This window comes from Dyadobacter sp. AC419 (assembly GCF_979253085.1).
In genome coordinates, this window is sequence record NZ_CEEDCD010000022.1 from 205,329 (window position 1) to 230,886 (window position 25,558).

Here is a 25,558-nt window from a genome sequence, read left to right on the forward strand (position 1 = left end):
TAAACCGTTCTTCGGGAAACTTCTAACTTTGGAACGTTTATACATCCGCACTTCCTGATTACATATCAAATCAATTTATGAAAATATTAATTACCGGAGGAGCCGGTTTGGTTGGTTCAGCATTAGCCATTTCTTTAAAGATCAATTACCCTGATTATCAGGTTTATGCATTAGATAATCTTAAACGCAGAGGTTCGGAGCTGAACCTGAGCAGACTGAAAACCCACGGTGTTGAGTTTGTGCACGGCGATATCCGAAATAAGGAGGATTTTGATTCTGTTCCTGCTGTGGATGTGGTGATTGAAGCGTCTGCTGAGCCGTCGGTTCTTGCCGGTCTTGATGGAACGCCTGATTATTTGATTAATACCAATCTCGTTGGGACCATTAACTGTCTCAATTATGCATTGAAACACAAAGCGGGCTTTATATTTCTTTCTACAAGCCGCGTGTATCCGATCAAAACGATTGAAACGCTCAATTTTATTGAAGAGCCAACGCGTTTTGGGCTTTGCCGATGAGCAACCCGTTGCCGGTGTTTCTTCAAAAGGGATCGCTGAGGATTTCCCATTAAATGGCGCTCGTTCTTTGTATGGAACCACAAAGCTGGCTTCCGAGCTGATTATTCAGGAATATAATGAGTTTTATAATCTCAAAACGGTCATCAACCGTTGCGGCGTGATCACCGGTCCCTGGCAAATGGGGAAAGTGGATCAGGGCGTCATGGTGCTTTGGATCGCTAAGCATTACTTTGAGCAGCAGTTGGGCTATTTTGGTTACGGCGGCACCGGAAAACAAATCCGCGATATGCTGCACGTGGCAGACCTTTATCGCTTGATCGACTGGCAGCTTCATAACCTTGATAAAGTGAATGGCGAGATCCTTAATGCAGGCGGCGGGCTTGAAAGCAGCGCTTCATTGCAGGAATTGACCAAGATCTGTCAGGAAGTTACGGGCAAAACCATTCCGATTAAAGTGGTTCCAGAAAACAGAACTGCCGATATCAGACTGTATGTAACAGACAATACGAAAGTGACCGCGCTCACAGGCTGGAAACCAGAAATCGGCATCCGCCAGATTGTTGAAGACATTACTGCGTGGCTGGCAGAAAATGAAAAAGACCTGGCTCCTATATTGAAATAATGTTGAATGATTGAATGACTGAATGACTGAATATTTTTAATGAGACATTCGATCATTCAGTCATTCGTTCATTCAATCATTGACCAATTCATTCATTGAAGATGAAAATCATCGAATGTCCGCGGGATGCCTGGCAAGGATTTCACCCTTTTATTCCGACCGAAAAAAAAGCGGCTTACATTAATCAGCTGCTGAAAGTCGGTTTTGATACGATTGATTTTGGGAGTTTTGTCTCGCCAAAAGCAATGCCGCAGGTCAGCGATACGGCTGATTTAATTGCTCAATTGAATGTTTCAGACACGGCCACCAAACTCCTGGCGATCGTTGCCAATGAGCGTGGTGCGAATGAAGCTTGCCAGTTTCCACAAATCACCGACATTGGTTACCCATTTTCCATTTCTGAAACTTTTCAGATCCGCAATGCCAATTCCACGGTTGCGGAATCATTGGAAAGAGTAAAACGAATTGCCGCACTAGCAGGAGAAAACGATAAGGAGCTCGTCATTTACATTTCGATGGGTTTCGGAAATCCATACGGCGATCCTTGGAATGCAGACATTGTTTTTGAAAATGTCGAAAAACTGGCGGCGTTTGGGATTAAGACCTTTTCACTTGCTGACACCGTAGGCGTCGCGAAAGAAGAAGACATTCGTTCTGTGTTTTCACATTTGCTTCACCTCCGGCCAGACCTTGAATTCGGCGCGCATTTTCACACGACGCCACATAACTGGCTGGGCAAAATTTCAGCTGCTTATGAAGCAGGCTGCCGCAAGTTTGACGGCGCATTATTTGGTTACGGAGGCTGTCCTATGGCGCAGGATGAGCTTGTCGGCAATATGGCGACGGAGAATTTGGTGACTTTTGGACAACAAAAAAAGGAACTTCTGAAGCTCGATCCTGCATGCTTTGCAAACCGCCCGTGAGATGTTCCTTCAATTGATATAATGCCGTCTATTGCGACGAGAACTTCCTTTTTACAATTGCTAGCAAGGCTTTTACTGCCTCTCCATTCACATCCCACGCATATTTGGATGCATAGCGATGCCAAATCAGGTTTTGCGCATCTTCAAAGCTTTTGACCATGTCCAGCTCATAAATGGCTTTATCGAAATGCTCACTGTTTTTGTCGAAAAGCTGATTAACAAACATAAAACGCTGTCCTAACGGGATAGAACCTGCAATGCTCTCCACGCGCACGGGAACGCTTCCGTATGATTTATCATCGTCATGTTTGGGAAGTTCTACTTTGAAACGACTGTTGAGCGAATCCTTTTCAGTCGAGCTTGTTTTGGCTATAATTTCACCAATAACAGCCGATGCAGGCTCCGCGCGAGGCGGTGTGGGCTTGGCTGGCGTTTCAAGCTCATTGAATGCAGAATCGAAGAACGATTTAGATTCATTTCTGCCGCTTGTAGAAGTAGTCCGGCCACTTTCCGAAATCATCAGATCTGACAAGTTGAGCGGAAAAACGTCGGAGAACTGAACGAGATAAGTTTCTACATCGTCAACCAGATCCGGATTCCCCTTCAATTCATAAAGCCAGCTTACGGCTTGTGTCTGATAAACTGAACTCGATCCGCTATCTGTAAGGCGTCCCAGCATTGCTTCCGCTATTCCGCGATGGATATGCGTGTATTTTACAAGATGTTCGGCTTTTTCATGCGTAAATTCTGCATCCTGTTTTTCCCTGATCCTTTCTTCAAAATAACTTTCGGGCGCCAGGAGTAATTTGAGGGCATCCTTTACAGAATCGGAAAGCAATGGTTCCAGATCGGAGCGTTTCACAGAAATATGCTGCGACGCAGTATTCATAAAATCGTCGAGTGCTTGCCTTACCTCATCATTGGTAAAATCAAAATAAGGACTGCGGAACTGCTGCGCGTTACTTCTCCACGCATCGAAAAGCCTGTTCAAAATACCCAGGTTAACTTGCCTGATGGGCGTAAGTTTGAGTAATCCGGCTCCGGAGATCGTATCCTGGCCCTTGTAAACCTCATTCAGAATTGTAGTGGTAAACCGGGCAGCGTATTGGTTGAGTGCAATTGAATTCAAATTATCCGGCATAACGAATAAGAGCTTTTGATAACGGCTGTGTTTAAAAAAAATGTGCTTGATTTGTAAAGATAAAGAAATTTGCCTTTTCAGCAGTCCAGTATTAAGTCAAAACATGTTCATAGAACCGTCTCACAGAAAAGAAAATCAGGGTCCGAGAACCGGCTGGATCGAGGTGATCTGCGGATCCATGTTTTCCGGAAAAACGGAAGAACTGATTCGCAGGCTCAACCGCGCAAAAATCGCCCGACAGCGGATACAAATCTTCAAACCTGCGTTGGATAAACGCTATCACGACGAGAACATTGTTTCCCACAACGACAATTCGATCCGCTCCGTGCCTGTGCAATTGTCCATCGAAATCCTGGATCTGGCTGAAAACTGCGAAGTCGTTGGCCTGGATGAAGCTCAGTTTTTTGATGAAAAGATCGTTGAAGTCTGCACGATTCTGGCTGATTCAGGCAAGCGTGTGATTGTTGCGGGACTGGATATGGACTATGCGGGCAAGCCGTTTGGCTGCATGCCGCAACTCATGGCCATCGCTGAATTCGTCACCAAAGTGCACGCCATTTGTATGGTTTGCGGGGAAGTGGCTTCGCATTCCTACCGGCTCTCTGCATCCAATGAAAGGGTTCTTTTGGGTGAAACTGATCTTTACGAAGCGAGATGCCGCCGCTGTTTCAATTTGGGTGAAAACGCATGAAAACCCGGAGACTGCTTACGGCTTCCCTTATCCTTAATGCTTTGCTGATTGCCTCAATCGGTGTTTTTGCTTATATATATCGGGATAAAATCATGCAAAGATTTGTGTCGATGAAAGGCAGCCCGACCATTATCATGTATGGCAATTCCATCACGGCACAAGGCAAATGGACTTCCTTACTCGACCGGACCGATGTGATGAATAATGGCTTACCCGGTCTGAGCACTTATCATTTCCTTCAATTGCTTCAATCACATGTGATTGATCTGCGTCCGAAGATCTGCTTTGTGAAAGGCGGAATTAACGACATTACAATCGGCGTGTCGCAGGAAAGAATGCAGGGTTATTACAAAGCGATTCTCGACAAAATACTGGCCAATAAAATCATCCCGGTTGTCACATTAACTGTTTACGAACAAAATGATCCAGTCAGCAAAAAAGAAGTGGATATTTTAAATACATTTCTGATAAAATATTGCCGCGAACATCACGTGACATACATTGATCTCAATCACTTTATCTCCGACTCAACGGGACTGAAAGCGGAATTTGCGGTGGACAAAACACATTTAAATGAAAAGGCATATGCAGTTTGGGCGCGGGAGATCGGGAAAGTGCTGGTAGAGAGAGGAATTTGATTTTTATTGATAAAACAAAACGGCTGCTTCTCGCGAGGCAGCCGTTTTTGTTGAAATGTGTTTTGTCAATTAAGCATTCACCTGGTTCATCACCTCAGTTTGCTTGCGGATTGACTCCATGTGAACAAGCTTGAAAAGCTCGTCTACAAGGTTTGGATACAAATTCATGCTTTTGCCCCATCCTGCGCGTGTTTCCAAAACTTCACGGAAACGGTCAACCTGGTAAGCAGCAACATTGTTATCGCGTTTGTATTCGGCCAATTTTTCAACCAAAGCCATGCGGTTTGCCAATGTTTCAAGCATTTCGCGGTCCAGGTTGTCAATTTTGCCACGGATCAATTCCAATTGTGATTGGTAATCGCTTCCGTAAGATTCTTTACGAACGTGCAGATCGTGCAACATTTGGCTAAGTGCTGCCGGCGTCAACTGCTGTGCAGCATCAGACCAAGCCTTGTCTGGCTCGCGGTGTGATTCAATAATCAGACCTTCGTAGTTCAAGTCAAGCGCACGTTGTGCCAATTCATATAAGTAAGCACGTTTTCCTGCCATGTGGCTTGGGTCACCGATTACAGGCAACTCAGGGAAAAGTGTTTTCAATTCAATAGCAATGTTCCACATAGGTGAATTACGGAACTTTGTTTCCTGCGCGTTAGAAAATCCACGGTGGATCGCACCTAATTTTCTCACGCCCGCCTGGTTCAAACGCTCCAAAGCACCGATCCACAATTGCAGATCCGGGTTAACAGGGTTTTTAACCAAAACAGGAACATCGATTCCTTTCAATGCGTCGGCAAGTTCCTGAACATTGAACGGGTTAACGGTTGTACGCGCACCAATCCAAAGAATATCAACACCATATTTCAATGCTAGCTCGATATGCTGTGGATTTGCAACTTCAACTGCAACCGGCAAACCGGTTTGTTTCTTTACTTCCTGTAACCAGGGTAAAGCAGCTTCTCCCATTCCTTCAAAGCTTCCTGGACGAGTCCGCGGCTTCCAAATTCCAGCACGGATAACATGCGCAAATCCTTCTTCTTTGATCTGGGTTGCGGTTTCTAACATTTGTTCCTCGGTCTCAGCACTGCAAGGCCCGGCGATAACCAAAGGCTTACCTTCGGTGTTGATCCAACTGCTTAGTGGAAGGATATCTAAAAGAGCATTCATATTCAAAAACTGTCCTTATTAAATAATGATAATTGTAATATTTTGATCTGGTATTATGCGTATTTCTGGGATTGACGTACATTTGATATAACAAAAGTCAATCAACTTCTTAATGCGTATTACTTTCTTCCAGTGATTTTTAACAAACAGATTAACTTCACTTAGGGAAAACGTAAAATTAAAAAATGGCATATTCTTCCCCAAAAGACGAAATACCTGTATTTTTTGAAGATACTTCCGTAGCATTTGCATCTAAATCTGACGCTAAACTGCGGAAAACTTACTGGTTATTTAGCCTCATGAATCAGGCTCGAGTTGGTAAATTTAGGCACTTTTTTTATAAAGCTTGCACTAAAACTTAACTTACCCATAAAAAATCTCATCCGTGCCGACCATTTTTGAACAATTCTGTGGCGGTGAGACGATTAACGATTGCAATGCTACGATTTCCTTACTTGGGCAGTCGGGCATCGGCACCATTCTGGATTACTCCGTAGAAGGTGAGGACAATGAGGCGAGCTTCGATGCGACTACGGCCGAAATCCTTAAAGACGATCGATAAAGCTGCAAGTTCAAAGACAATTCCCTTCTCCGTATTTAAGGTGACCGGCGTCGCTTCTGCTGATTTGCTTGAAAAAATCCAGCGTAACGAGCCGCTTTCTGAGGATGAGGAAAAGGCTTTTGAGCGTGTGCAGGCGCGTGTTGAGCATTTGTGTCAGCAAGCTTATGATAAAGATGTGCGCATATTCGTTGATGCTGAGGAAAGTTGGATTCAGGGCGTTATCGATAGCCTGACTTACCAGATGATGCAGAAATTCAATAGGGAACGGGCTATCGTTTACAACACTTATCAGCTTTACCGCCACGAAACGCTGGATGCTTTTAAAACCGCTTATCTGGTCGCGAGGCAAAAAGGATATTTCCTCGGAGGGAAGCTTGTGCGCGGTGCATATATGGAGAAGGAGCGCTTACGGGCACGTGAGAACGAGTATTTTAATCCAATCCACGTGTCAAAAGATGCGACGGATACGGACTATAATCTGGCTATCGATTTCAGCATTGAGCACATTGAACACATTTCGATTTGCCTGGGAACACACAACGAGTTCAGCTCGCAATATTGTGCCTGCAAAATGAAAAAGCAAGGCATCAGCCGTGATGACGACCGCATCTGGTTCGCGCAGTTGCTTGGCATGAGCGACAATATTTCTTTCAACCTCGCCAAAGCAGGATATAATGTTGCGAAATATGTTCCTTATGGGCCAATTGACGCTGTGCTCCCATATTTGATCCGTCGGGCAGAGGAAAATACTTCTATTGCGGGGCAGAGCAGCCGGGAGTTTTTGCTGGTAAGCAGCGAATTGAAAAGAAGGGGAATCGGTTCTTTATAACTAACTTATTACTTTCGCAGTCTTAAAATTTGTCAATTGCTTTAAATACGAATGAATCAATCTCGAAATCCAACCCCATATTTAGTTTTCAGCTTACTCCTTATCATTGTTGACCAGGTGTCCAAACTGCTGGTTTACAATTATATGGAGCCCGGCTTTTCCGGCCAGATCGCGCTGATCGGGAATTGGCTGAAACTACATTATGTGCTCAATCCGGGAATGGCGTTTGGCATGCAGCTTGGACATGAATATGGAAAGCTGTTCCTGACATTGTTCCGCCTCGTTGCTATGGGCGCAATTGGCTGGTATTTAATTCATTTGGCAAGAGCTGGCGCTTCGAAAGGACTTCTGTGGGCATTGGCAATGATCCTGGCGGGCGCAGTAGGAAACGTTATTGACAGTACATTTTACGGCGTTTTCCTGAAAAACGCTCCTTACGGATCGCCTACGCCTTGGTTTCACGGCCAGGTGATCGATATGATTTTTGTTGACTTCTGGGAAGGATTTATTCCTGATTGGGTGCCTGTCTGGGGTGGACAATATTATTCAACACCGATTTTCAACATTGCCGATTCTTGCATTTTCATAGGCGTTTGCAGCATTCTGATCTTCCAGGGGAGTTTCCATGCTTCGGAACATTCAGAGGACCATACAGAAAGGAATGATCGGGATGGGCTGACAAGTGAGCACATTGAAACAACTGAGCATTTAACTGAAAGCGAACATGTAATGGTTGTTGAACATCCAACAGAACCGCCACTAATCGACCCGGTGGATGAGCCTCGGCCTGCTCCATCCAGCTCCCCTGAGCTGAGTGATGACGAAACAAAAAAAGAGAGCTAAGCTCTCTTTTTTTGTTTAATATGTTTCATGATTTAGTTCTCGTCCTTGGTAAGCGGCACGAAATCCTTGAATGCCTTTTTCAATGCTGAATCTGTCGCTTCCTTCTTGTTCTCCCAGTTAGCATCCAGCTCCAATGCAACCAAACCACTTAGGTTCATTAACGCTTTAAATTCATCCAGTTTGCGGATAAAGTCCGGTGTTCTGCGCGCTGACTTCTGTGCATATTCCCTTGCGAAAACGTCTCCTTTATTTTGTAATTCGTTTTTCTTCTGCAAAACGTAATTAAAGCGATCCAGCAATCCATTGGTTGATTTCCCGATAACCTCCGTCGCTTCTAATGTTCCGACTGTCGCAACGGTCGTCCCACCGATTGTTGTAATGTAGCCGCGTGTTTTGGGGTCGCTTTGGGTAAACTGCGGCGCAAGGCCTGTCGTTGCTCCTAGCGATGCATTCAGCAGTGACCTGCTCCGCTTTCCGCGCTTAGCCTTTGAATATGCTTTTTTGAGGTAAATTTCTTTTTCCTGCATTTGTTCAAGAAGCCCCCAGGCATTCACCAATGCACCCTTGTATAATCCGTAAACATACACGTCGCGAAGACTTTCGTCCACTGTATTTTTGATAACAAACCGAACCGTTTTCTCCTTTTTATTCTGCGCCTTGTCCATCACGTAAAAAATGATGTTGAAAGCAAGCGTGTCGAAAGGATCTTTCACAAACTCATATCCGGGCTCCCAGATAAATTCATAGCTGGTTGGCGCATTCTTCACCAGCGCCTCCTTAGGAACATTCTTGTTCTCCGATATGAAGGCAAAAGTTGAAATATCATCCTCTCCATTTGGATCAGACAACGCGAAACGGAGGTTAATGCGGTTGTTTTCTGCACTTCTTATGGTTGACACCTGAGGCACAATCGTGAAATCCGGAGCAAGGTCCATTTGCGTAATGTTAAGCCTTAACCGGCCTTTTGTACGCTCCTTCGACGGCTGATCTTCCACATAGAACTCCACGTATTTAGGGGAATCTTTAAGAATGTTGAATTGCTTTGTAGAAGGTTCCCAAACAATTTCACCTGCCGACGACAGCTTCATCCCTTCCGGCATTTCCTCCAAAATCGGAACAAATACAACCGGGTCACCATCCGGGTCACGGACAGCATTCATATCAATTTGATAAGTATTCTGAGTTCTGTATTGAATGTAGAAAGGCTTCAATTCATCAACTTGTGGTGGGCGGTTGACGTGAATAACCTTAAATACAACCTCCCTAGAAGCGCTTTCACCCGTTTTTGTCACGGCTTCGAAAACAACCGGAAACGATTTAGAAGTGTTAATCCGGTCTGCAATATCGTAGCTGGGCGTCCAAATAAAATGCCCCAGCGAGTCAAACTTCATATCTTTAACCAACCCTGCTGACACATTATATCGAACAGAGTCGCTTCTTCCACCCTTCGTTTGCAAGTGGAAATTTATTTCTTTCCCTTCCATCAACACATTCCATTCTGATTCATTAGGGAAAACAATCTGCAATGGGCCTGTTGCAGTACTCTTCATATTATCCTGTCCCTGCGCCTTATTAATAAGAAAAACGGCTATCAGAAGTATCAGTATTTTATGAATATGTTTTGTAATCATAACTTCTAAAATATAATTAATTCCATGTGTTGAGAAAACCTTTGAGTCTAACGCAAAACTAGCAAATAGTGTATAGAAAAGCGATTTGAATAATTTTAAAATTGACAAGCCTAAATTAACGGCTTCAATTTCAGTGCGTATTTGTACATTTCAAATACGAGCGCAGTGTGCGTGTTCCGGCCTATTAAATACAAATACCGGAGGGAGTCATTTGAAAGACCTCCCTCCGGTATTTTAAGTTCAATAACGTGCTTACTATTTTTTCTTAGGCGTTGCTGCTGGTGTAGTAGCAGGTGTTGCTGGTTTAGCCGCTGGCGTTGTTACCGGTGCCGCTGTTCCTGGTTTCGCTGCCGCAGGAGCTGCTGCCTCGATTTTGTCAGGATCTACACCCAATTTTCTAAGAATTAGATTTGTTGCGTTGTTATCCTCAGATGCTGCGAACAAAATGATAGGTGTTGTTCCTGCACCTGCATCCATGTTCAGAATGTAAAGGAAGCCGCTTTCTTTACCCACTTCCTGAATCGCGTTGTTCACTTTCGTCAAGATTGGTTCAAGCAATTGTTGTTGCTTAGTTTGCAAAGAAGTCTGTGCATTGTTTTGCATTTCCTGAATTCTTGTTTGCAGGTTTTGCAATTCTTTTTCTTTATCCGCACGAATCACATCTGTCATGTTCGCACCGTTCTTCTGGTAAGCTTCGTACTTCTCCTGTGCTTCCTTGTAAGTTTCTCCCAATGCTTTGTCCAACTGTGCTTTGGTAACTTCAAGCTGGTTTTGCATTACTTTGCTTTCAGGTAATTTGCCAATTATATAATCAACATTGGTATAACCTATTTTGGTAAGTCCGCTTGCAGGGGTTGTTTGTGCTAACAGAGGGGATGTAATGATGGTCATTACGACCAAAAAAGCTATCAATTTTTGTTTCATTGCTTTGTTACTTAAAGTTTACTGTTTGTACTTTTTTGTTTTGGTGAGTTCTCTGTCGGAGCCTGTGCGGGCGGATCTACTTTGCCAACTTTTTCGCCGGCCTTTACTGATTTAAGATCAATTCCCAGTTCCTCCATCACGTAATCCGAATAATCGTGCTTGGGATTTGTATAAAGCATGCCGACGTCGCTGGACTTATCAAACATAAAATCTAATCTGCGCTGACTGCAAACTTTGGTAACTGCTCTCTGGACTTTTTCCAGAACCGGTTTCATCAGTTCCTTCTTTTTCTGAAAAAGCAGCCCTTCCATTCCGAAGATCTTGCTGTTATACTCTCCCGCTTCAAGCTCTTTCTCCTTGATCTCGTTTTGTCGCTTTCTTTTCAGGTCTTCTGTCAGAAGTATTTCCTCAGCCATATATGCACGTTGCATGCGGTCTATTTCTGAGAACTTGTCCTGAATCTCTTTGGCCCATTTTTCGGAAAACTTCTTCATTTCCGTTTGCGCCAACTGGTATTCAGGCATTTTACTGGTAATGAATTCCATGTCCGTGTAACCAATCTTCTGCGCCCATGACGCTGATCCACATAGAATTGACAAAACTAGTAAAATAAAAAACTTCTTCATGCCAGGGAGCTAATAATTTGCAAACTTCTTAACGAAACATCAGCCTATTATATTATCTGATTTGCTGACCAATCGTAAAATGGAATTGTGGTCCGCTGCGTTTCGATTCTCCCTGAATTTTATCAAATCCATATCCCCAGTCAATCCCGAGAAGTCCGAAAGCTGGCATAAATATACGTGCACCAACTCCCGCAGAACGTTTCAGGTCAAATGGGTTGAATTCTTTATATGTGCCCCAGTTGTTACCGCCTTCTGCAAAACCAAGAATAAAAATGGTCGCCTGCGGATTAAGCGAAACCGGATAGCGAAGCTCCATAACGTATTTGTTATAAACGATACCGCCTCCTGATGCCGGATAACCCTGTTCGTTCTGCGGTCCTACTTTCTGATCCTGGTAACCACGCAAACCGATAATGTCCTGATCTGCTAAGGAGAATGAGCCTTGTCCTGCCAATCCCGAACCACCCACAATGAAGCGGCCAAACGGACTGTAACCCACTTTGTCACCATATGCACCCAGGAAACCCATGTGTGTACGCGCACTCAGAACCAGTTTTCCAGTAATGGTCGCATAGTAACTTGCGTCAAACATCCATTTGTGATATTCAACCCAGCGGTAAGTGTCTGTCTTGTCTGTGAACTCTTTCTTACGCAAAAGAGAATACGGAGGCGTAAATGTTCCGCTTAATGAAATGTTGCTTCCGCTTCTAGGGAATTGGAAATCACTCAGCGTGTTTCTTGAAATCGTCGTGTTGAATGATATGTTGTTAGAAGCTCCCGTGCTGTAACCGATCCGGAAAATGTCCAGACTGTCCAGACGATAACGCTGGTAAGACAGCGAGTGCGTCATAACAAGGTTACGATCCGGCTCTTTCAAACGACGTCCCAATGAAACCGTGATTCCATTGTTGAAGTAACCTCCGCGGTAATCAATGTTTCCTGTTCCCCGTAGATCGAACGATAATCTGTCATACGGTAAACTGTGCGCTGCAATGAAACACCGAAGTTAATCGGCTTTTTACCGCCTAACCAAGGCTCACTGAACGAAAGTGAATAGGTTTGATATTGCTTTCCGTTGGCTTGGAAACGCAGTGACAATTTTTGTCCGTCACCAGATGGCAATGGTCTCCATGTTTCGCGGTTTGGAATGTTCTTTAATGAGAAGTTATTGAAAACCAATCCAAGTGTTCCTACAAAACCGATGTAACCGCCCCATCCACCAGAAAGCTCGATCTGATCAGAAGGTTTTTCTTCAACTGTATACTCGATGTCTACCGTTCCGTCCTGTTGATTTGGAATCGGATTGATCTGGATTTTCTCAGGGTCAAAATAGCCCATTTGGGATAACTGACGCTGCGTGTTGATAATTTCTGTTTTGCTGAACTTTTGTCCCGGCAATGTAAAAAGCTCTCTTAATACAACGCGGTCGCTGGTTTTTGTGTTTCCGTTTAGCAAAATCCGATTAATCGTTGCCTGCTTACCTTCGAACATTCTTAATTCAACGTCGATAGAATCGCCTTCTACTGCTTTTTCAGTAGGCTCAATGCGGAAATAAAGATACCCGTCGTCCATATAAATGGAACTTACGTCAGCTCCTGGAATCCCGTTTATCTTCTTATCAAGTTCTTCAGGATTGTAAACGTCACCTTTTTTCACACCCAGGCGGTCGCTCAGATATTGTGATGTATAAAGATAGTTTCCTGACCAGGTGATGTCGCGATAGAAATACTTGGTTCCCTCATCGATTTTCATCACAATGCTGATCGTTTCGTCGCCATTTTTGATGGAGTCAAATTCGATCGTGGCATCGCGGTAACCGTTTTTACGATAGTATGCGATGAGTTTTTCCTTATCCTCGTCGTATTTTTTCGGAATGTATTTTGATGGATTGAAAAGACGGCCGATTCTCTTTTGCTTGGTGCCTTTCATTTTGCGTTTGAGGATTTTGTCGCTCACCGCAGTATTTCCCTCAATGTCTATTTTCTCGATCTTAACTTTCTTGCCTTTTGTAATGGTGAAGTTAAGCGTTGCCTGTCCACGCGTTGAATCAGGGATTTGCAACACCTTTACTTTGGTGTTGTAGAACCCTTTATCCATATAATATTTCTTGATAACAAGCTGTGTGTTCTTAATTACAGTCGGCGTGATTACTACGGCCTTTGATCAGTTTTACTTTATCATTCAATGTCTCACGCTCTCCTTTACGAATGCCGGAGAAGGAAACCTTATAAAGTCTTGGACGCTCTTTAATGTGAATGTTAAGCCAGATTTTTTCACCTTCAACCTTGGTGGCCATGATCTCGACATCGTTCAATGTTCCAAAATCCATCATTTTACGGATAGAAGAAGGGATTGCAGGCCCGGGAACGCGTATTTTATCTCCCGGCTTCAAACCCGAAATAGAAATCATGGAGTTTGGGTCCAGAAACTGCGTTCCTGAAACGGTCACTTCTGCAATAGTAAATTCTTTGGGATTAGCCGGATCAATGCCCAGACCCGCTGCTGCCGAAGACGGCGCTGCTCCTGGCGCACCCAGTCCAACACGCTGTGCTTCTGCCGAAAAACACCAGCAAAGCAGTATTAAAGCAAAAATACTTTTCAGATGTGCTAATGATTTATTCAAATTTTTCACAAGGTTCATATTATTCTACTTAGCACTATTGGCTTTAATTTGTTCACCGGTTTTGCCAAAGCGGCGTTCCCTGTTTTGAAAGGCAATGATCGCCTCATATAAATGCTGCCGTCTGAAATCGGGCCAGAAAAGGTCTTCATAAAAATATAACTCGGCATAGGCAAGTTGCCACAAAAGGAAATTACTAATCCTGTGATCTCCTCCTGTCCTGAGCATTAAATCAACTTCGGGACGTTGTTTTGTTGCAAGATTTGCAGCCAACAATTCTTCATTAATGTCTGCGGGCGTCAGCAATCCGTTCCTTACATCCTCTGCCATTTTCCTTGCTGCCTGGGTAATGTCCCATTTTCCGCTGTAACCCAATGCCAGGATCAGGTTCAGTCCTGTGTTCTGGCTGGTTGCCTGGATCGCCTCTGCCAATGTGTTGCGGCAACTGCGTGGCAAACTCTCCGTGTCGCCTATCGTGTCCAGTTTTACATTGTTTTTGAGCATTGTAGGAAGCTCATTACTAATGGACTGAACCAATAATTCCATCAAAGCCCTCACCTCAAACTCAGGACGAGCCCAGTTTTCGGTGGAAAACGCGTAAAGTGTCAAATATCCGACACCCAGTTCTGCACAACCTTCCGTCACCTCTCTAACGGCCTTAATCGCATTGCGATGGCCGAAAATGCGCGCTGCTCCCTGGTTTTGGGCCCACCTTCCGTTACCGTCCATGATAACGGCGATGTGCTTTGGCAGATTGCCCGTATCAATGAGCTCCTTCATTATTCCTGACCCCTTTAACCTTTTTTAACAAAACAAATAAACTACAAACGAGGATCTTATCGATTCAGACCGAATTTTAAATCACCCCGCTTTTTTTAAAAGGGATCACTTTGTACATCACGATACGCAGCATTGAAGGATTCTGTGTCGAAAACTGAAAAATATTTCGTCCTGGAACTCCTTAAAAAGCCTTCAAACCGCCTGATGAACAGCTGATTAACCTCAAAAATGGTAATGGAATTTAAAATCAGGGCGCAATTTAGGAATAAGTATGGCCTCTTCAAAATCATTATTTTGGGTCATTGGGCGAAGTAACCCGATTAATTATCAAGAAGATGGCGGATGACATCGCCGTAAGTGCTGCCGCTGGTTAGCTGGGAAGCTTTGCGGTCACGCATGATAATGACATACTTGCTGTTGAAATGCTTTTGGATTTCTTTGATGTGATGAGAATTGACAATCCCGGCACGGCTGACGCGTAAATATTGGTTGGGAAGTTTTTCTTCGAGGGACGTCAAGGTGTAATTGAGCAGATATTTTTGTCCATCCAGTGTATTTAGAAACACATATTTTTCTTCTGCTTCAAAATGGGTGATCTCAGTCAGCGGAATGAGGAGAATGCGGTCGCCGGATTTGACTGACAGTGAGAAAATTTCCTTCTTCGGCTTCATCTCTTCCAACAATTTCAGCAGATTTTCTGAATAAGGATTCACGCCAATGGGCGCACTGGAACCGGCTTTAATAATGTTGCGGATCTTCTCAATGGTCTTTACTAACCGCTCGTTTTCAACAGGCTTTAGCAGATAATCAACGGAATTTTCTTCAAAAGCACGGATCGCATATTGGTCATAAGCCGTTGAAAAAATCACAAGCGGCATCCGGGTTAGTTTTGAAAGCATTTCAAAACCATTTAAAAGCGGCATTTCAATGTCGAGGAAAATGACATCGGGATTGAACTTGTCAATTTCAACCAGTCCTTCGGCTCCGTTTTTCGCCTCGGAAACAACAGAAAATACATCACTGTGCTTCTCCAAAAGTCTGCGTAGGCGGCTCAGGGCGAGTGGTTCGTCGTCAATAAGGATCGTTTTAAGCGGAAACTGCATGGCTCGTTTGGTTATTTTGTTCAATGGCTGTTCTTCGAATGGAAATATTTACCGACTTGCGCGGCTCGTTATGCAGTTCCAGGCGGGCATCATCTCCATATAATAGTTTCAACTTGTCCTGAATGCTCCGAATTCCGTAACCTGCGCCCATCGTGTCCGGGAACCCGGGCCCGTTGTCATGCACACACAAATGCAGCCAGCTTTCCTGTTCATAAATCTTCACCACAATTTCCCCTTGTTCTGCCATTCTGGAAATCCCGTGTTTGATCGCATTTTCGACAATAGGCTGCAAAATAAACTTAGGAACGTGTAATTCTTTCAATGCCGGATCGGTGACTTCGACAGTAAATTTTAACCGGTCACCAAACCTGACTTTTTCCACCTGAAGATAAGTCGCGACCATTTCAAGCTCATTTTCTATTGTATCAAAATAATCATTGGTTTTCCTACCCGTCGTGTAACGAAACAGCTTGGAAAGTAAAAGCGTCATTTCCTCGGCCTTATCCGGATCTTCATGCACGAGGCTGGCAATGCTGTTCAGGGAATTATATAAAAAATGGGGGTTAATGCGTGCCTGCAATGCGTCGAGTTCAGCGCGGGTTTTTAGTTTTTCAAGATTCAGCAACTGAAATTCCTGATCAGACATTTTTCTCGAAATCTGCTTACCAGCACGGCTGAGAAAGTAAAAAAGATTGGCAACAATGATCGGCCCCCACATATACCAATACCAAGGCGCGTTCTGAGCAGCTTCCTTCGGATAAAGATCTCTGTAATTATCGACCAGCGTCACCCCGAAGAGAAAATAGACCGCAATGCTCATTAAGTTATTCATAATAAGCACGATCACCGATAAATAAGGTGCTTGATAAATGTGCGGGCGATGAAGACATCGAGCCACAATGTGAGGCCCTGCGTGAGCAAGATCGTGAAGATGCCGGCAATAATGTTCTGAGAAATCAGATATTGATAAAGCTTAATGCGGACCGGCTCATCGGTAAAATAAATTTCAGCGGTAAAATAAGAGATGGCATTGATCCCGTATAAAACGGTTGCTCCCATAATAACAGCAACCAATGTGCCCATCCAGCCCTGATTTTGAATGATGCCGATCAGATTAAACTCCCGCCAGCTGAATGATTTTTCCTGGGAAGTGAAACTGAAATTGGAACCTTCAACCTTTGCATCGGTCAGATCTACGTCGGTTAAGCTGCTAAAACTAAGATCTGCATTGCGCAGGTCTGAATTCCTGAATGTCGTCCGGTCTAAGGCGCAGAAACGAAGCTTTGCGTTCCTGAGATTGGCTCCATCAAAATTGATGTCTTTGAGGCTGGAAAAGCTAAAATCAGCATTTTCAAGGTCCATATTACTGAAATCCCTTCCATCCAGCGATGAAGCCGTCATGCGCAAACGCTTCGTTCCTTTGTCGTTCATATGCTTGATACAATGCATTGTTACTGATTACTTTGAGCGAGCATCCATTCAGTTTCCATTTTTCCCCAATCAGGATGTATGCTGCTTTCAGGTTTGAACGATGCGAATTTTTGTGCCGCTTTTTCCAGCATTGGTTTGGCAGCTTTCTTGCCGCCTCCGTATTCTTCCGGTGTAAAAAACAGGCTGGAAGCTTCCAAATAATAGATTCTCGGGTTTTCAGCATTCACTGTTTTGGCTGACGAAATGTATCCGGCAAATTTCTCTCCGTCCGTTTGCCATCTGTTCATCGCATCTGCGGCAAGATGAATTTGTGACTGAAAAGCACGCATTACCAAAATCTCATCATTAGGCTTGCCAGCCAATGTCTCCGCTTCTTTTAATAAGGCGTCTGCTTTATCCAGATACTTGTCTTTTTCTTCCAGACTTGGCACAACAAATCCCAGGGTAACATTGCTATATGCCGCATAATATTTTGGAAGCCATTCTTTGGGCTCAGCCGCGGCAATCCGCTCGAATTGATTGGCGATTTCGATAAGGGCTTTGGCATCCGGTTTTGCTTTGTCCAGGTTTTTCAGTGCGTCAATGTTGGCCGTCATGGCCTTTGTGTACTTTTCATTTTGTGCCAAAACCATGCATATGGAGAAGAGACTGGCGAAAACAGTCAGAATTGTCTTTTTCATGATTGATCGAGATTTGAATTGATATGATTGATTAAATGTCATCTTTTGTCACCTTCGCTTTTTTTGAAAGCATGATCTGCATGCCGACGAAAAAGCTCCTGTAACTCTGCGGACCGACCGCATAGCGCGATTTTCCGTCGGGAGTGTAGCGGTAAGTGAAAACATTTTTGGTGTTTAGCACGTTGTCCACTGAAGCGTAGAAGATCACCAGATTGCCCAGAATATTTTGAAGCTTGCTCGCCTGCAAATTCACATTATGCGTAGGCGCAGTCCGGTCTGCAAGAAATTTTTCGTTGTTTGGATTGTAATAAGGCCTGCCGCTGGTGAAAGCGTAGGTCATGCTGACATTCGTCGTGATCTTTTCAAACCACTTTTTGGTGATCAGGCTAATGTTGTGATTGGAAATAAAGGTCGGAGTCGCGGACTTTTCGAATTGCTGAAAAAGCCTTTTAGAATCAACAAAGCTATATGTGACCCAGTAATCGAGGTTTTTAATGGTTTTTTGGTCACGCCAGAAAAAATCAAAACCGCTTGCATAACCCTTTCCAGCATTGTTTGTCGCGCCCCACGGAAAGCGATACGGATCTGCGTCATAACGCTGTCCCGTGTATTCGCGGACAAGCTGCGCGTAGTTTTTGTAAAATGTCTCAATCCGGAATGTGCGCTGATTTTTAATGATCTGATAGTTCAATATCAAATGATCTGCACGCTCGAAGCCCAGGTTTTTGTTGGTATAAAGATATTTGTAATCAGGATTTTGGTAAAACTGCCCTGCCGCCAACGAAACCTGGCTGTATTTTCCAGTTTTGTACGCAAATGAAAGCCGCGGGGCAACATTAGCGTCTTTTAGCAAACAAGAATGTTCGGCCCTGAGCCCTATGCGACCAGCCAGTTGCCGCGTAATGTAGATTTCAGATTCGACAAATGCTGCTGTATAACGGTCGTGCAGATCATAAACTTTTCCGTCAAATCCATTTTTCAGCCGGATTGCGTGTGCCTCAGCTCCGAATAAGATTGTGTTATTCCCTGAAAGCAAACGACTTAACACGATCCGGGCTTGCGTTCTTTCATCAAAACGGTCGAAGTTGAAGCGTTCCAGCGTGGTGTTATCATTGTTACGGCTGTAAGAAAAGCCGGAGTTGAGCGACCAGCGCCCGTCCTGCCACGAGTCCGTGTAAGTGCTGGTAATAAATGAATTTCTATTTTCAAGCGTCAGTTTCATTTTGCCGGTTTCGCTTAACGGATCTTTGGAATTCATACTCAAATGACTATCTGAATACATTCCGTAAATTTTGAGGACACCGTTTTTCGTTGGCCTAAGGCGATAGGTTAAGGACGAACCTTTGAATTCAGGCGCCTGTAACCAATCCACATTTTGCTTAACCATTGCAAAAAGCGGTTTTAGATTGCCATAATAAGCAACTGCGGAAATGGATTGATTTTTGGTTGCATAATCATAGTTAAGCCCCGCATTCGCAAGATTCAAACTGATTCCCAAACCATTGTTACTTACCTTGTCTGTTGTGTTAAGCAGCAAAACGGACGACAATGCCTGCCCATACTGTGCAGAATAACCGCCGGTGCTGAACGAAGTGCCTTTGAACATGAATGGATTGAACCTGCCGCGAGACTGGACATCGGGCAATGAGCTGAAAAATGGATTTTGAACGATCATTCCGTCAATCACAACCTTGGTTTCAAGTCCTGATCCACCCCTTACAAAAAGACCTTCCTGCTCGCCTACGCGCTGAGCGCCGGGTAAAAATTGCATGGCGCCGGTAATGTCGGCAGCGGCGCCGGCGGTTGTAACAATGTCGAGCGGTTTTAACATGGCCATCCGCTTTTCATCGGACGCCTCAAATGCACCGGCCGTGATGACGACGGTGTTCAGCTCATTGGCGAGCTCTTCCAACCTGATCGAGAGATCGGTTGCATTGTCTTTCACCCCGAGTTTTCGCTCAAAAACTTCGTAGCCTACATAAGTTGCGGCAAGCGTTGCAGTGTCATTCTCGGAAGTTTGAAACGTGAATGTGCCGTTTTGCGTCCGTGGTGGTGCCGTCGTAAGTGCCCTTTAAAAATACATTGGCACCCGGCAAAGCATTTCCTTTTTTGTCGGTGACTTTGCCGCTCACCGTCTTTTGCGCATAGGCGAAAGACGAAGTGAAAAAGATAAGAAAGTAAAAAAGCTTCATGGCTAATAGCATTTGTGTTCTTGTTGACACAAATCTATCGGCCATGAAGCCCCGTGTTAAGCTATTTCCGACGAACTGCTCATTTATAATGTATGAACTTCGTCAGAGCGGGAATGAAGAACTCTGCTTAAAGCTCTTCAACCATGATGTTTTTCCAGCGAACTTTGATTCCGCCGCCGTCGTGGATTTGCAGCGCGATTGAGCCATTTCCAGCTCCGATCTTCGCGTCAGTAAAATCGACCATTTCGTTTCCGTTCAGCCAGGTTTTAACATTATCGCCTTCTGCGCGGATCCTTAATGTATTCCATTCACCCATTTTCAGGAAACCTTCTTTTTCGTCGGGAATCTGAACGAGCCAGTTGCGGCCGTAAGATTCGTAAATGCCGCCTGTATCATGGTTTGGCGGTGCAACTTCCACTTGCCAACCCGAAACTTTGGTGCCGTCCACGGTGGAGCGGAAAAACACGCCGCTGTTGCCATTGGCCTCTTGCTTGAATTGAAGCGACAGGTCAAAATTCTTATAAAACTTGTTGGTCGTCAGGTAACCATATTGCTTGTCCGGGCCGCTTTCGCAGATGAGTTCACCGTTTTCTACAAACCATTTTTCGGTTCCGTTGACTTTCCAGCCGGTCAGATCTTTTCCGTTAAATAATTTTACGGGCTTTTTTAAAGGGCTGGGAACGGGTGCTTTAAAAACAAAAAATGCTGAGTTCAACAGCAGAACGGCCGCAGCAAGCACTGCCAGTTGTCTAAATTTTAACATAAGGAATTGGGGGTTAGGATTAAAAAAATATTGGTTTGCATTCCGTCAAAATACATTTTCCATTAGTTTTACGAAAATTAACCAATGGGAAAGCTATGAAAAAAAACCGTTTTGTAAGGCGTTGTCTACCATTTTTTTTGCTTGCAGTCCTGCCATCCGGGCTCATCATTTCTTGCAAGGAAGACGATGATGACATAGTAAAGCGCAAAACGATTACAGAAGTCATCATAGAAAATGATCGTTTCAGTATTTTAGAAGAAATTATAGCAGAGGCCCGAATGACCGATGCCCTCAGAACGGGTGACATTACATTTTTCGCGCCTGATAACGCGGCTTTCGGAAGAGCCAATATTTTCAGTGCAGCAGAAGTTACACGCTCCTCGGCTGATTCTTCCAGGAAATTCCTTCAAAACCACATCATTCCAAAAAAGAGGATTGACTATAACAAGTTTATTGCCGGAAAGGAGAAATCGCTTACTGGTAAGGAGATTACATTCACCAAAACGGACAGCGTAGTGATTGTTAATCAGAACAACATTGTTGTTCCGGACATTGGCGCTGCAAATGGCGTGATCCACATCATTGACAGTCTGCTGGTAAAATAAGAGTTGATATAAAAAGAATCGGCCAGGTTGAATGTCAACCGGGCCGATTCTTTTTATGTTTTTAGTGCTTATAACTGCTCGGTTTGAGCGAAGAAAAAGCTGCCTTCGATTGCTGCGTTTTCGTCAGAATCAGAACCGTGGATCGCGTTCTGTTCGATTGATTTTGCGAACAATTTACGGATTGTGCCTTCGTCTGCATTTGCAGGATTAGTTGCGCCAATCAATGTGCGGAAGTCAGCAACGGCGTTTTCTTTTTCCAAAATCATCGGAACGATCGCTCCTGAGGACATATATTTGCAAAGGTCATTGTAGAATGGACGCTCTTTGTGCACTGCATAAAACGCTCCGGCGTTAGCAGGCGTAAGCTGCGTTTTTTTCAAGGCTACAATCCTAAATCCTGCCTCTTCAATCATTTTAATAATTGCTCCGGAATTGCCGTCCTGAACTGCGTCCGGCTTAATCATTGTGAATGTTCTATTTGTTGGCATACGACTGGCTGAAATTTAATTTGGAGCAAAACTACAATTTTTCGTTTTATATCCTTGATCCTTCGCCGCGATCGTGTCGTACATGTTAAATCACAGCCTGATAACCAGCCTTTCGGGTGCAACATTGAGCAAATCCCAACAGTTTTATTAATTTTGTGGGCTCAATGAAAACCAAATATTCTTCTTTTCGAATTAAGTAGACTGTGAATCAAACCGTTGAAGAGTTAAGCTCTTTCCTCTCCCATCCCCCAAAAAATCATCATTACGATGCACCGTGACCCGGACGCTGACGCGCTTGGATCATCGCTTGGCTGGGCTAGTTATTTAATCAAAAAAGGCCACGAAGTTACCGTCATCAGTCCGACAGAATATACTGCAAATCTGCGCTGGCTGTCTGGAATTGAGCATGTTTTGGTTTATGAAAAACCAGGCGACCATTCCAAATGCAAGAAAAAAATCGAGCAGGCAACGTTGATCTGCTGTCTGGATTTTTCAGCGCTTTCCCGCCTTAAAGATCTGGGAAAAGTGGTTGAAGAGGCTGCTGCGCCGAAATTAATGGTTGACCATCACCTGGAACCTGAACATTTCGCGAAATGGATGATCTGGGATACGAATGCTGCTGCCACTGCGCAACTGATTTACGCGCTGATTAAGGAATTGGAAGCAGGTTTACCGACAAACGAGGTTTTTGACATTCCAATGGCAGAATGTCTTTATGCCGGAATCATGACCGACACCGGATCTTTCAGACATGCTAATGTGACTCCCGAAGTGCATTTGGCCGTTGCTGACTTAATGTTGACTGGATTCGATTCCAGCCGCGTGCACCGGTTGATTTACGATAATGCTCCCCTATCCCGCCTGCAATTTCTGGGATATGTTCTTTCGCAAAAACTGGTGGTTTTACCGCAATACAGAACTGCATACATGGTTTTGACCGAAGCTGAATTACAGAAATTCAATTCCAGCACGGGTGAAACCGAGGGAATTGTAAACTATGGATTGCAGGTTGAGAATGTGGTGATGTCGGCTATGTTTATTGAAAGAAAAGGCGAGGTCAAAATCTCTTTCCGCTCTGTGGGAACATTCTCGGTGAGGGATTTGGCAAGTGCACATTTCAATGGTGGCGGGCACAAAAATGCATCAGGCGGAAGATCAGAACAAACAGTGGATGAAACAGTTGCTACATTTTTAAGTATCCTGCCTTCATACCAACAAGCACTTTCGAACGTTGACTAATCTTAAATTTTAACTTCAAAATTCACCAAATATTTTTTTCAATTAACACAATCCAATGAACTTTAAAACAATCGGTTATGCGATGGGCATAACTATTCTCGCAGCCGCTTGCAACCAATATAAGACGCAGGTTACTGACTCAGGTCTGAAATATCAAATCTTTGAACACGAAGACGACGCAAGAAAAGCGAAATTGGGAGACATTATGACTTTCCACTTTGTTTTGAAAAACGGAAGCGACTCTACACTTCGTGACACATACAAAGAAGGCACACCGCAAAAAATGGTTTTGCAAGCTCCACAATACAAAGGCAGCTTTGAAGAAGGACTTGCTTTGCTTGCGACAGGCGATAGCGCAAAAATTATGATCAATGCAGACACAATGTTTGCGAAAATCGGACAGCCAATGCCTCCGATGATCAAAAAAGGATCTGATCTTAATTTCACAGTGAAAGTGGTTAGCGTATTGACTTCTGAGGAGTTCCAAAAGCAACTTTCAGAAGCTGGAACAAAGCAAAAAACAATCGACGCAAAAGTGATCGAGGATTATCTTGCTAAAAACAATCTTAAAGCAAAAGCACAGAAAACTGCATCAGGATTGACTTATGTTGACGAAGTGGTTGGAACGGGTGACAGCCCAAAAGCGGGTGACAATGTGAAAGTGCATTACACAGGAAAGCTTTTGGACGGAAAAGTATTTGACAGCTCGAAAAATGGTGGAAGACCTCCAATCGATTTTCAGGTTGGTGTTGGAATGGTCATTCCAGGCTGCGGGAAGAAGGCATTATGCTGATGAAAAAAGGCGGCAAACGCACTTTGATCATTCCATCCGGACTGGCTTATGGAGCCGAAGGATCGCCAGGAGCAATTCCTGGAAATTCAGTTTTACTTTTCGACGTTGAACTGATCGATTTTGGAAAAGCGCCAGCTCAACCACAAGGTCCTCCAACAAGATAATGAATATGATTTAATTCAACGGCCGCTTCACAAGAGTGGCCGTTTTTTTGTGTAAAATGCATTTTGAACAAATTATTAAGGGAATGAAACTTTGCTTTGCCACCAACAACATTAATAAACTCAGGGAGATCCAGGCATTGCTGGGTGATCAATTTGAACTGGTCACATTAGCCGACATTGGCTGCGATACGGATATTCCGGAACCTTTTGAAACGATTGCTGAAAACTCACTGGCGAAGGCACAATTTGTCTGGGATAACTATGCGATCAACTGCTTTGCGGACGACACCGGACTGGAAGTGACAGCCTTGAACGGTGAACCAGGCGTTTATTCAGCACGCTATGCAGACCCGCAGCGCAATTCGGATGATAACATTGCTTTACTTCTTCAAAAACTGGCAGATCAAGAAGACAAAGCTGCGCGCTTTGTGACGGTGATTACGCTCGTTATTAATGGTGTTTACCAGCAATTTGAAGGAACTGTCGAAGGAGACATTATCAATGAAAGACGTGGCACAAATGGCTTCTGGTTATGATCCCGTTTTTATCCGAAATGGCGACGATCGCACATTTGCAGAGATCACATTGGAAGAAAAGTCCCAGTTAAGCCACCGCGCACGTGCCTTTGTGCGACTGGTCGAGTTTTTGAAACAGCCATTGTAATGTAATTTCACACAAACAGCCAACCATATGTCCGACTTCAATTCAGACGATTACCGCGTTGACGGGACGCAGTAATTTGAGCTTGAAAAGGCAAAGACCCGTTTTAAGGATATTTATAAGGATAAGGACGAATATGAGGCCATGCAGCTGGATATGGCAAAAGAGCTGGACAAGCTGCAAAGCATGATGTATGCGCATAACCGTTATGGTTTGCTCGTGATATTTCAGGCGATGGATGCTGCGGGAAAGGATGGCACAATAAAACATGTGCTTGCGGGCGTAAATCCTGTGGGCGTGAAAATACATTCATTTAAGCGTCCGACGGAAACTGAGCTTGGACACGATTTCCTTTGGCGAAGCAATCTTGTGCTGCCTCAGCGGGGCACAATTACGATTTTCAACAGAAGTTATTACGTAGAAGTGCTCGTCGCAAAAGTGAATCCGGAGATCATTACGCAGTCTCAACGCCTGCCGGCAGAGCTTACGGAAGACATGGATAAGCTTTGGAAACATCGCTATTCGGACATTCGGAACCTGGAAAAATATCTTTATAGAAACGGCATCAGGGTAATTAAATTTTTCCTGAATGCGTCTAGAAGGAGCGGGCTTCTCGAGGCTTATTGAACGCATTGAAGATCCGTCGAAAAACTGGAAGTTTGAGGAGCAGGACGTTCAAGTGCGCGGCCAGTGGGAATGAACAGATGAAGGCTTACCAGGACTGCATTTCGAACACTGCGACAAAGAAATCTCCCTGGTTTGTAATTCCGGCTGATGACAAAAAGAATCTCAGATTGGTGGTGTCGGAGATCATCGTGGAAGAGTTGAAAAAGATGGATATGTCCTATCCTGAATCTGGTCCGGAGCGGACTGAAGATTTCGTCATTTTATTGATGTGATCAATGCGCAAAACGATCCGGAAGCATAA

General features: G+C 44.1%; 32 protein-coding genes and 1 pseudogene. 16 read left to right on the forward strand and 17 right to left on the reverse strand.

The window, feature by feature from the left end; translation table 11 throughout:
• Window positions 1-77: 77 nt before the first annotated feature.
• The 3 genes from AC0IYG_RS19765 to AC0IYG_RS19775 all read left to right on the forward strand — a co-directional run bounded on the left by AC0IYG_RS19765 (window position 78) and on the right by AC0IYG_RS19775 (window position 2,063).
• A complete protein-coding gene (locus AC0IYG_RS19765; protein WP_471712806.1) occupies window positions 78-518 on the forward strand; it encodes an NAD-dependent epimerase/dehydratase family protein in 441 nt (146 codons plus the stop codon).
• Window positions 484-1,140 (forward strand): GDP-mannose 4,6-dehydratase, encoded by a 657-nt coding sequence (locus AC0IYG_RS19770; RefSeq protein ID WP_471712807.1) that lies wholly within the window; start codon window positions 484-486, stop codon window positions 1,138-1,140. Before AC0IYG_RS19765 ends, AC0IYG_RS19770 begins: the two co-directional genes overlap by 35 nt.
• 101 nt (window positions 1,141-1,241) lie before the next feature.
• Window positions 1,242-2,063, forward strand: a complete 822-nt coding sequence (locus AC0IYG_RS19775; RefSeq protein ID WP_471712808.1) for a hydroxymethylglutaryl-CoA lyase — start codon at window positions 1,242-1,244, stop codon at window positions 2,061-2,063.
• A gap of 28 nt (window positions 2,064-2,091) precedes the next feature.
• Here the strand turns inward: AC0IYG_RS19775 and AC0IYG_RS19780 are convergent, their stop codons facing one another.
• Window positions 2,092-3,204 carry a hypothetical protein gene (locus AC0IYG_RS19780; RefSeq protein ID WP_471712809.1) on the reverse strand — a complete coding sequence of 371 codons (1,113 nt, stop codon included), beginning with the start codon at window positions 3,202-3,204 and terminating at the stop codon, window positions 2,092-2,094.
• Window positions 3,205-3,307: 103 nt separating this feature from the next.
• On the opposite strand from AC0IYG_RS19780, the gene AC0IYG_RS19785 reads away from it, so the two are divergent.
• Window positions 3,308-3,895, forward strand: a complete 588-nt coding sequence (locus tag AC0IYG_RS19785) for a thymidine kinase (RefSeq protein ID WP_471712810.1) — start codon at window positions 3,308-3,310, stop codon at window positions 3,893-3,895.
• Window positions 3,892-4,533 carry an SGNH/GDSL hydrolase family protein gene (locus AC0IYG_RS19790; protein WP_471712811.1) on the forward strand — a complete coding sequence of 214 codons (642 nt, stop codon included), beginning with the start codon at window positions 3,892-3,894 and terminating at the stop codon, window positions 4,531-4,533. The genes AC0IYG_RS19785 and AC0IYG_RS19790 overlap by 4 nt, the downstream gene beginning before the upstream one ends.
• Before the next feature lie 69 nt (window positions 4,534-4,602).
• Here the strand turns inward: AC0IYG_RS19790 and AC0IYG_RS19795 are convergent, their stop codons facing one another.
• A complete protein-coding gene (locus tag AC0IYG_RS19795; protein WP_471712812.1) occupies window positions 4,603-5,697 on the reverse strand; it encodes a chorismate mutase in 1,095 nt (364 codons plus the stop codon).
• Window positions 5,698-5,882: 185 nt separating this feature from the next.
• On the opposite strand from AC0IYG_RS19795, the pseudogene AC0IYG_RS19800 reads away from it, so the two are divergent.
• Both AC0IYG_RS19800 and AC0IYG_RS19805 read left to right on the forward strand, forming a co-directional pair.
• Window positions 5,883-7,088: pseudogene (locus tag AC0IYG_RS19800) on the forward strand (proline dehydrogenase family protein).
• Between the two features lie 51 nt (window positions 7,089-7,139).
• Window positions 7,140-7,931 carry a lipoprotein signal peptidase gene (locus AC0IYG_RS19805; protein ID WP_471712813.1) on the forward strand — a complete coding sequence of 264 codons (792 nt, stop codon included), beginning with the start codon at window positions 7,140-7,142 and terminating at the stop codon, window positions 7,929-7,931.
• Between the two features lie 32 nt (window positions 7,932-7,963).
• Here the strand turns inward: AC0IYG_RS19805 and AC0IYG_RS19810 are convergent, their stop codons facing one another.
• The 14 genes from AC0IYG_RS19810 to AC0IYG_RS19875 all read right to left on the reverse strand — a co-directional run bounded on the left by AC0IYG_RS19810 (window position 7,964) and on the right by AC0IYG_RS19875 (window position 20,681).
• Window positions 7,964-9,562: a hypothetical protein gene (locus tag AC0IYG_RS19810; protein WP_471712814.1), complete on the reverse strand. Its 1,599-nt coding sequence runs from the start codon at window positions 9,560-9,562 to the stop codon at window positions 7,964-7,966.
• 255 nt (window positions 9,563-9,817) lie between these two features.
• Window positions 9,818-10,486: an OmpH/Skp family outer membrane protein gene (locus AC0IYG_RS19815; protein WP_471712815.1), complete on the reverse strand. Its 669-nt coding sequence runs from the start codon at window positions 10,484-10,486 to the stop codon at window positions 9,818-9,820.
• An 11-nt stretch (window positions 10,487-10,497) separates the two neighbouring features.
• Window positions 10,498-11,112, reverse strand: a complete 615-nt coding sequence (locus AC0IYG_RS19820) for an OmpH/Skp family outer membrane protein (RefSeq protein ID WP_471712816.1) — start codon at window positions 11,110-11,112, stop codon at window positions 10,498-10,500.
• Between the two features lie 52 nt (window positions 11,113-11,164).
• Window positions 11,165-12,001 (reverse strand): BamA/TamA family outer membrane protein, encoded by an 837-nt coding sequence (locus AC0IYG_RS19825; protein WP_471712817.1) that lies wholly within the window; start codon window positions 11,999-12,001, stop codon window positions 11,165-11,167.
• Entirely contained in the window at window positions 11,986-13,209 is a 1,224-nt protein-coding gene (locus AC0IYG_RS19830; protein ID WP_471712818.1) for a BamA/OMP85 family outer membrane protein, read from the reverse strand. The genes AC0IYG_RS19825 and AC0IYG_RS19830 overlap by 16 nt, the downstream gene beginning before the upstream one ends.
• A 31-nt stretch (window positions 13,210-13,240) precedes the next feature.
• Entirely contained in the window at window positions 13,241-13,744 is a 504-nt protein-coding gene (locus AC0IYG_RS19835; protein WP_471712819.1) for a hypothetical protein, read from the reverse strand.
• A gap of 15 nt (window positions 13,745-13,759) precedes the next feature.
• Entirely contained in the window at window positions 13,760-14,512 is a 753-nt protein-coding gene (locus AC0IYG_RS19840) for an isoprenyl transferase (RefSeq protein ID WP_471712820.1), read from the reverse strand.
• Window positions 14,513-14,832: 320 nt separating this feature from the next.
• Entirely contained in the window at window positions 14,833-15,615 is a 783-nt protein-coding gene (locus tag AC0IYG_RS19845; RefSeq protein ID WP_471712821.1) for a LytR/AlgR family response regulator transcription factor, read from the reverse strand.
• The gene (locus AC0IYG_RS19850) at window positions 15,599-16,447 is read right to left on the reverse strand and encodes a sensor histidine kinase (RefSeq protein ID WP_471712822.1); all 849 of its coding nucleotides are present in this window, start codon (window positions 16,445-16,447) and stop codon (window positions 15,599-15,601) included. Before AC0IYG_RS19850 ends, AC0IYG_RS19845 begins: the two co-directional genes overlap by 17 nt.
• A gap of 11 nt (window positions 16,448-16,458) precedes the next feature.
• Window positions 16,459-17,064: a pentapeptide repeat-containing protein gene (locus AC0IYG_RS19855; protein ID WP_471712823.1), complete on the reverse strand. Its 606-nt coding sequence runs from the start codon at window positions 17,062-17,064 to the stop codon at window positions 16,459-16,461.
• 2 nt (window positions 17,065-17,066) lie between these two features.
• Complete coding sequence (locus AC0IYG_RS19860; RefSeq protein WP_471712824.1) at window positions 17,067-17,726, reverse strand: hypothetical protein; 660 nt, start codon at window positions 17,724-17,726, stop codon at window positions 17,067-17,069.
• Between the two features lie 31 nt (window positions 17,727-17,757).
• Entirely contained in the window at window positions 17,758-19,671 is a 1,914-nt protein-coding gene (locus tag AC0IYG_RS19865; RefSeq protein ID WP_471712825.1) for a TonB-dependent receptor plug domain-containing protein, read from the reverse strand.
• A gap of 58 nt (window positions 19,672-19,729) precedes the next feature.
• Complete coding sequence (locus AC0IYG_RS19870) at window positions 19,730-19,918, reverse strand: carboxypeptidase-like regulatory domain-containing protein (RefSeq protein ID WP_471712826.1); 189 nt, start codon at window positions 19,916-19,918, stop codon at window positions 19,730-19,732.
• Between the two features lie 127 nt (window positions 19,919-20,045).
• Entirely contained in the window at window positions 20,046-20,681 is a 636-nt protein-coding gene (locus AC0IYG_RS19875) for a 3-keto-disaccharide hydrolase (RefSeq protein WP_471712827.1), read from the reverse strand.
• A gap of 95 nt (window positions 20,682-20,776) precedes the next feature.
• On the opposite strand from AC0IYG_RS19875, the gene AC0IYG_RS19880 reads away from it, so the two are divergent.
• A complete protein-coding gene (locus AC0IYG_RS19880) occupies window positions 20,777-21,286 on the forward strand; it encodes a fasciclin domain-containing protein (RefSeq protein WP_471712828.1) in 510 nt (169 codons plus the stop codon).
• 68 nt (window positions 21,287-21,354) lie between these two features.
• Here AC0IYG_RS19880 and AC0IYG_RS19885 read toward each other — a convergent pair whose 3' ends face one another.
• Entirely contained in the window at window positions 21,355-21,774 is a 420-nt protein-coding gene (locus tag AC0IYG_RS19885; RefSeq protein WP_471712829.1) for a nucleoside-diphosphate kinase, read from the reverse strand.
• A gap of 267 nt (window positions 21,775-22,041) precedes the next feature.
• On the opposite strand from AC0IYG_RS19885, the gene AC0IYG_RS19890 reads away from it, so the two are divergent.
• From AC0IYG_RS19890 to AC0IYG_RS19925, 8 genes are all read left to right on the forward strand, one after another.
• Entirely contained in the window at window positions 22,042-23,013 is a 972-nt protein-coding gene (locus AC0IYG_RS19890; protein ID WP_471712830.1) for a DHH family phosphoesterase, read from the forward strand.
• Window positions 23,014-23,068: 55 nt separating this feature from the next.
• Window positions 23,069-23,806: an FKBP-type peptidyl-prolyl cis-trans isomerase gene (locus tag AC0IYG_RS19895; RefSeq protein WP_471712831.1), complete on the forward strand. Its 738-nt coding sequence runs from the start codon at window positions 23,069-23,071 to the stop codon at window positions 23,804-23,806.
• Window positions 23,800-23,970: an FKBP-type peptidyl-prolyl cis-trans isomerase gene (locus AC0IYG_RS19900; protein ID WP_471712832.1), complete on the forward strand. Its 171-nt coding sequence runs from the start codon at window positions 23,800-23,802 to the stop codon at window positions 23,968-23,970. The genes AC0IYG_RS19895 and AC0IYG_RS19900 overlap by 7 nt, the downstream gene beginning before the upstream one ends.
• An 83-nt stretch (window positions 23,971-24,053) precedes the next feature.
• Window positions 24,054-24,506 (forward strand): non-canonical purine NTP pyrophosphatase, encoded by a 453-nt coding sequence (locus AC0IYG_RS19905; protein WP_471712833.1) that lies wholly within the window; start codon window positions 24,054-24,056, stop codon window positions 24,504-24,506.
• Complete coding sequence (locus tag AC0IYG_RS19910; protein ID WP_471712834.1) at window positions 24,472-24,633, forward strand: non-canonical purine NTP pyrophosphatase; 162 nt, start codon at window positions 24,472-24,474, stop codon at window positions 24,631-24,633. Before AC0IYG_RS19905 ends, AC0IYG_RS19910 begins: the two co-directional genes overlap by 35 nt.
• 141 nt (window positions 24,634-24,774) lie before the next feature.
• Window positions 24,775-25,257 (forward strand): polyphosphate kinase 2 family protein, encoded by a 483-nt coding sequence (locus AC0IYG_RS19915; protein WP_471712835.1) that lies wholly within the window; start codon window positions 24,775-24,777, stop codon window positions 25,255-25,257.
• A complete protein-coding gene (locus AC0IYG_RS19920) occupies window positions 25,220-25,330 on the forward strand; it encodes a hypothetical protein (protein ID WP_471712836.1) in 111 nt (36 codons plus the stop codon). Before AC0IYG_RS19915 ends, AC0IYG_RS19920 begins: the two co-directional genes overlap by 38 nt.
• Before the next feature lie 4 nt (window positions 25,331-25,334).
• Window positions 25,335-25,529, forward strand: a complete 195-nt coding sequence (locus tag AC0IYG_RS19925) for a hypothetical protein (RefSeq protein WP_471712837.1) — start codon at window positions 25,335-25,337, stop codon at window positions 25,527-25,529.
• Window positions 25,530-25,558: the final 29 nt, after the last annotated feature.

Excerpts from the sequence above, each read along its gene's own strand:
- AC0IYG_RS19765 (WP_471712806.1), top strand. The coding sequence starts at position 78 with ATGAAAATATTAATTACCGGAGGAGCCGGTTTGGTTGGTTCAGCATTA.
- AC0IYG_RS19775 (WP_471712808.1), top strand. The coding sequence starts at position 1,242 with ATGAAAATCATCGAATGTCCGCGGGATGCCTGGCAAGGATTTCACCCT.
- AC0IYG_RS19780 (WP_471712809.1), bottom strand. The coding sequence starts at position 3,204 with ATGCCGGATAATTTGAATTCAATTGCACTCAACCAATACGCTGCCCGG.
- AC0IYG_RS19785 (WP_471712810.1), top strand. The coding sequence starts at position 3,308 with ATGTTCATAGAACCGTCTCACAGAAAAGAAAATCAGGGTCCGAGAACC.
- AC0IYG_RS19790 (WP_471712811.1), top strand. The coding sequence starts at position 3,892 with ATGAAAACCCGGAGACTGCTTACGGCTTCCCTTATCCTTAATGCTTTG.
- AC0IYG_RS19795 (WP_471712812.1), bottom strand. The coding sequence starts at position 5,697 with ATGAATGCTCTTTTAGATATCCTTCCACTAAGCAGTTGGATCAACACC.
- AC0IYG_RS19805 (WP_471712813.1), top strand. The coding sequence starts at position 7,140 with ATGAATCAATCTCGAAATCCAACCCCATATTTAGTTTTCAGCTTACTC.
- AC0IYG_RS19810 (WP_471712814.1), bottom strand. The coding sequence starts at position 9,562 with ATGATTACAAAACATATTCATAAAATACTGATACTTCTGATAGCCGTT.
- AC0IYG_RS19815 (WP_471712815.1), bottom strand. The coding sequence starts at position 10,486 with ATGAAACAAAAATTGATAGCTTTTTTGGTCGTAATGACCATCATTACA.
- AC0IYG_RS19820 (WP_471712816.1), bottom strand. The coding sequence starts at position 11,112 with ATGAAGAAGTTTTTTATTTTACTAGTTTTGTCAATTCTATGTGGATCA.
- AC0IYG_RS19830 (WP_471712818.1), bottom strand. The coding sequence starts at position 13,209 with ATGGATAAAGGGTTCTACAACACCAAAGTAAAGGTGTTGCAAATCCCT.
- AC0IYG_RS19840 (WP_471712820.1), bottom strand. The coding sequence starts at position 14,512 with ATGAAGGAGCTCATTGATACGGGCAATCTGCCAAAGCACATCGCCGTT.
- AC0IYG_RS19845 (WP_471712821.1), bottom strand. The coding sequence starts at position 15,615 with ATGCAGTTTCCGCTTAAAACGATCCTTATTGACGACGAACCACTCGCC.
- AC0IYG_RS19850 (WP_471712822.1), bottom strand. The coding sequence starts at position 16,447 with ATGAATAACTTAATGAGCATTGCGGTCTATTTTCTCTTCGGGGTGACG.
- AC0IYG_RS19855 (WP_471712823.1), bottom strand. The coding sequence starts at position 17,064 with ATGCATTGTATCAAGCATATGAACGACAAAGGAACGAAGCGTTTGCGC.
- AC0IYG_RS19860 (WP_471712824.1), bottom strand. The coding sequence starts at position 17,726 with ATGAAAAAGACAATTCTGACTGTTTTCGCCAGTCTCTTCTCCATATGC.
- AC0IYG_RS19870 (WP_471712826.1), bottom strand. The coding sequence starts at position 19,918 with ATGAAGCTTTTTTACTTTCTTATCTTTTTCACTTCGTCTTTCGCCTAT.
- AC0IYG_RS19875 (WP_471712827.1), bottom strand. The coding sequence starts at position 20,681 with ATGTTAAAATTTAGACAACTGGCAGTGCTTGCTGCGGCCGTTCTGCTG.
- AC0IYG_RS19880 (WP_471712828.1), top strand. The coding sequence starts at position 20,777 with ATGAAAAAAAACCGTTTTGTAAGGCGTTGTCTACCATTTTTTTTGCTT.
- AC0IYG_RS19885 (WP_471712829.1), bottom strand. The coding sequence starts at position 21,774 with ATGCCAACAAATAGAACATTCACAATGATTAAGCCGGACGCAGTTCAG.
- AC0IYG_RS19890 (WP_471712830.1), top strand. The coding sequence starts at position 22,042 with ATGCACCGTGACCCGGACGCTGACGCGCTTGGATCATCGCTTGGCTGG.
- AC0IYG_RS19895 (WP_471712831.1), top strand. The coding sequence starts at position 23,069 with ATGAACTTTAAAACAATCGGTTATGCGATGGGCATAACTATTCTCGCA.
- AC0IYG_RS19900 (WP_471712832.1), top strand. The coding sequence starts at position 23,800 with ATGCTGATGAAAAAAGGCGGCAAACGCACTTTGATCATTCCATCCGGA.
- AC0IYG_RS19905 (WP_471712833.1), top strand. The coding sequence starts at position 24,054 with ATGAAACTTTGCTTTGCCACCAACAACATTAATAAACTCAGGGAGATC.
- AC0IYG_RS19910 (WP_471712834.1), top strand. The coding sequence starts at position 24,472 with ATGAAAGACGTGGCACAAATGGCTTCTGGTTATGATCCCGTTTTTATC.
- AC0IYG_RS19915 (WP_471712835.1), top strand. The coding sequence starts at position 24,775 with ATGCAGCTGGATATGGCAAAAGAGCTGGACAAGCTGCAAAGCATGATG.
- AC0IYG_RS19920 (WP_471712836.1), top strand. The coding sequence starts at position 25,220 with ATGCGTCTAGAAGGAGCGGGCTTCTCGAGGCTTATTGAACGCATTGAA.
- AC0IYG_RS19925 (WP_471712837.1), top strand. The coding sequence starts at position 25,335 with ATGAAGGCTTACCAGGACTGCATTTCGAACACTGCGACAAAGAAATCT.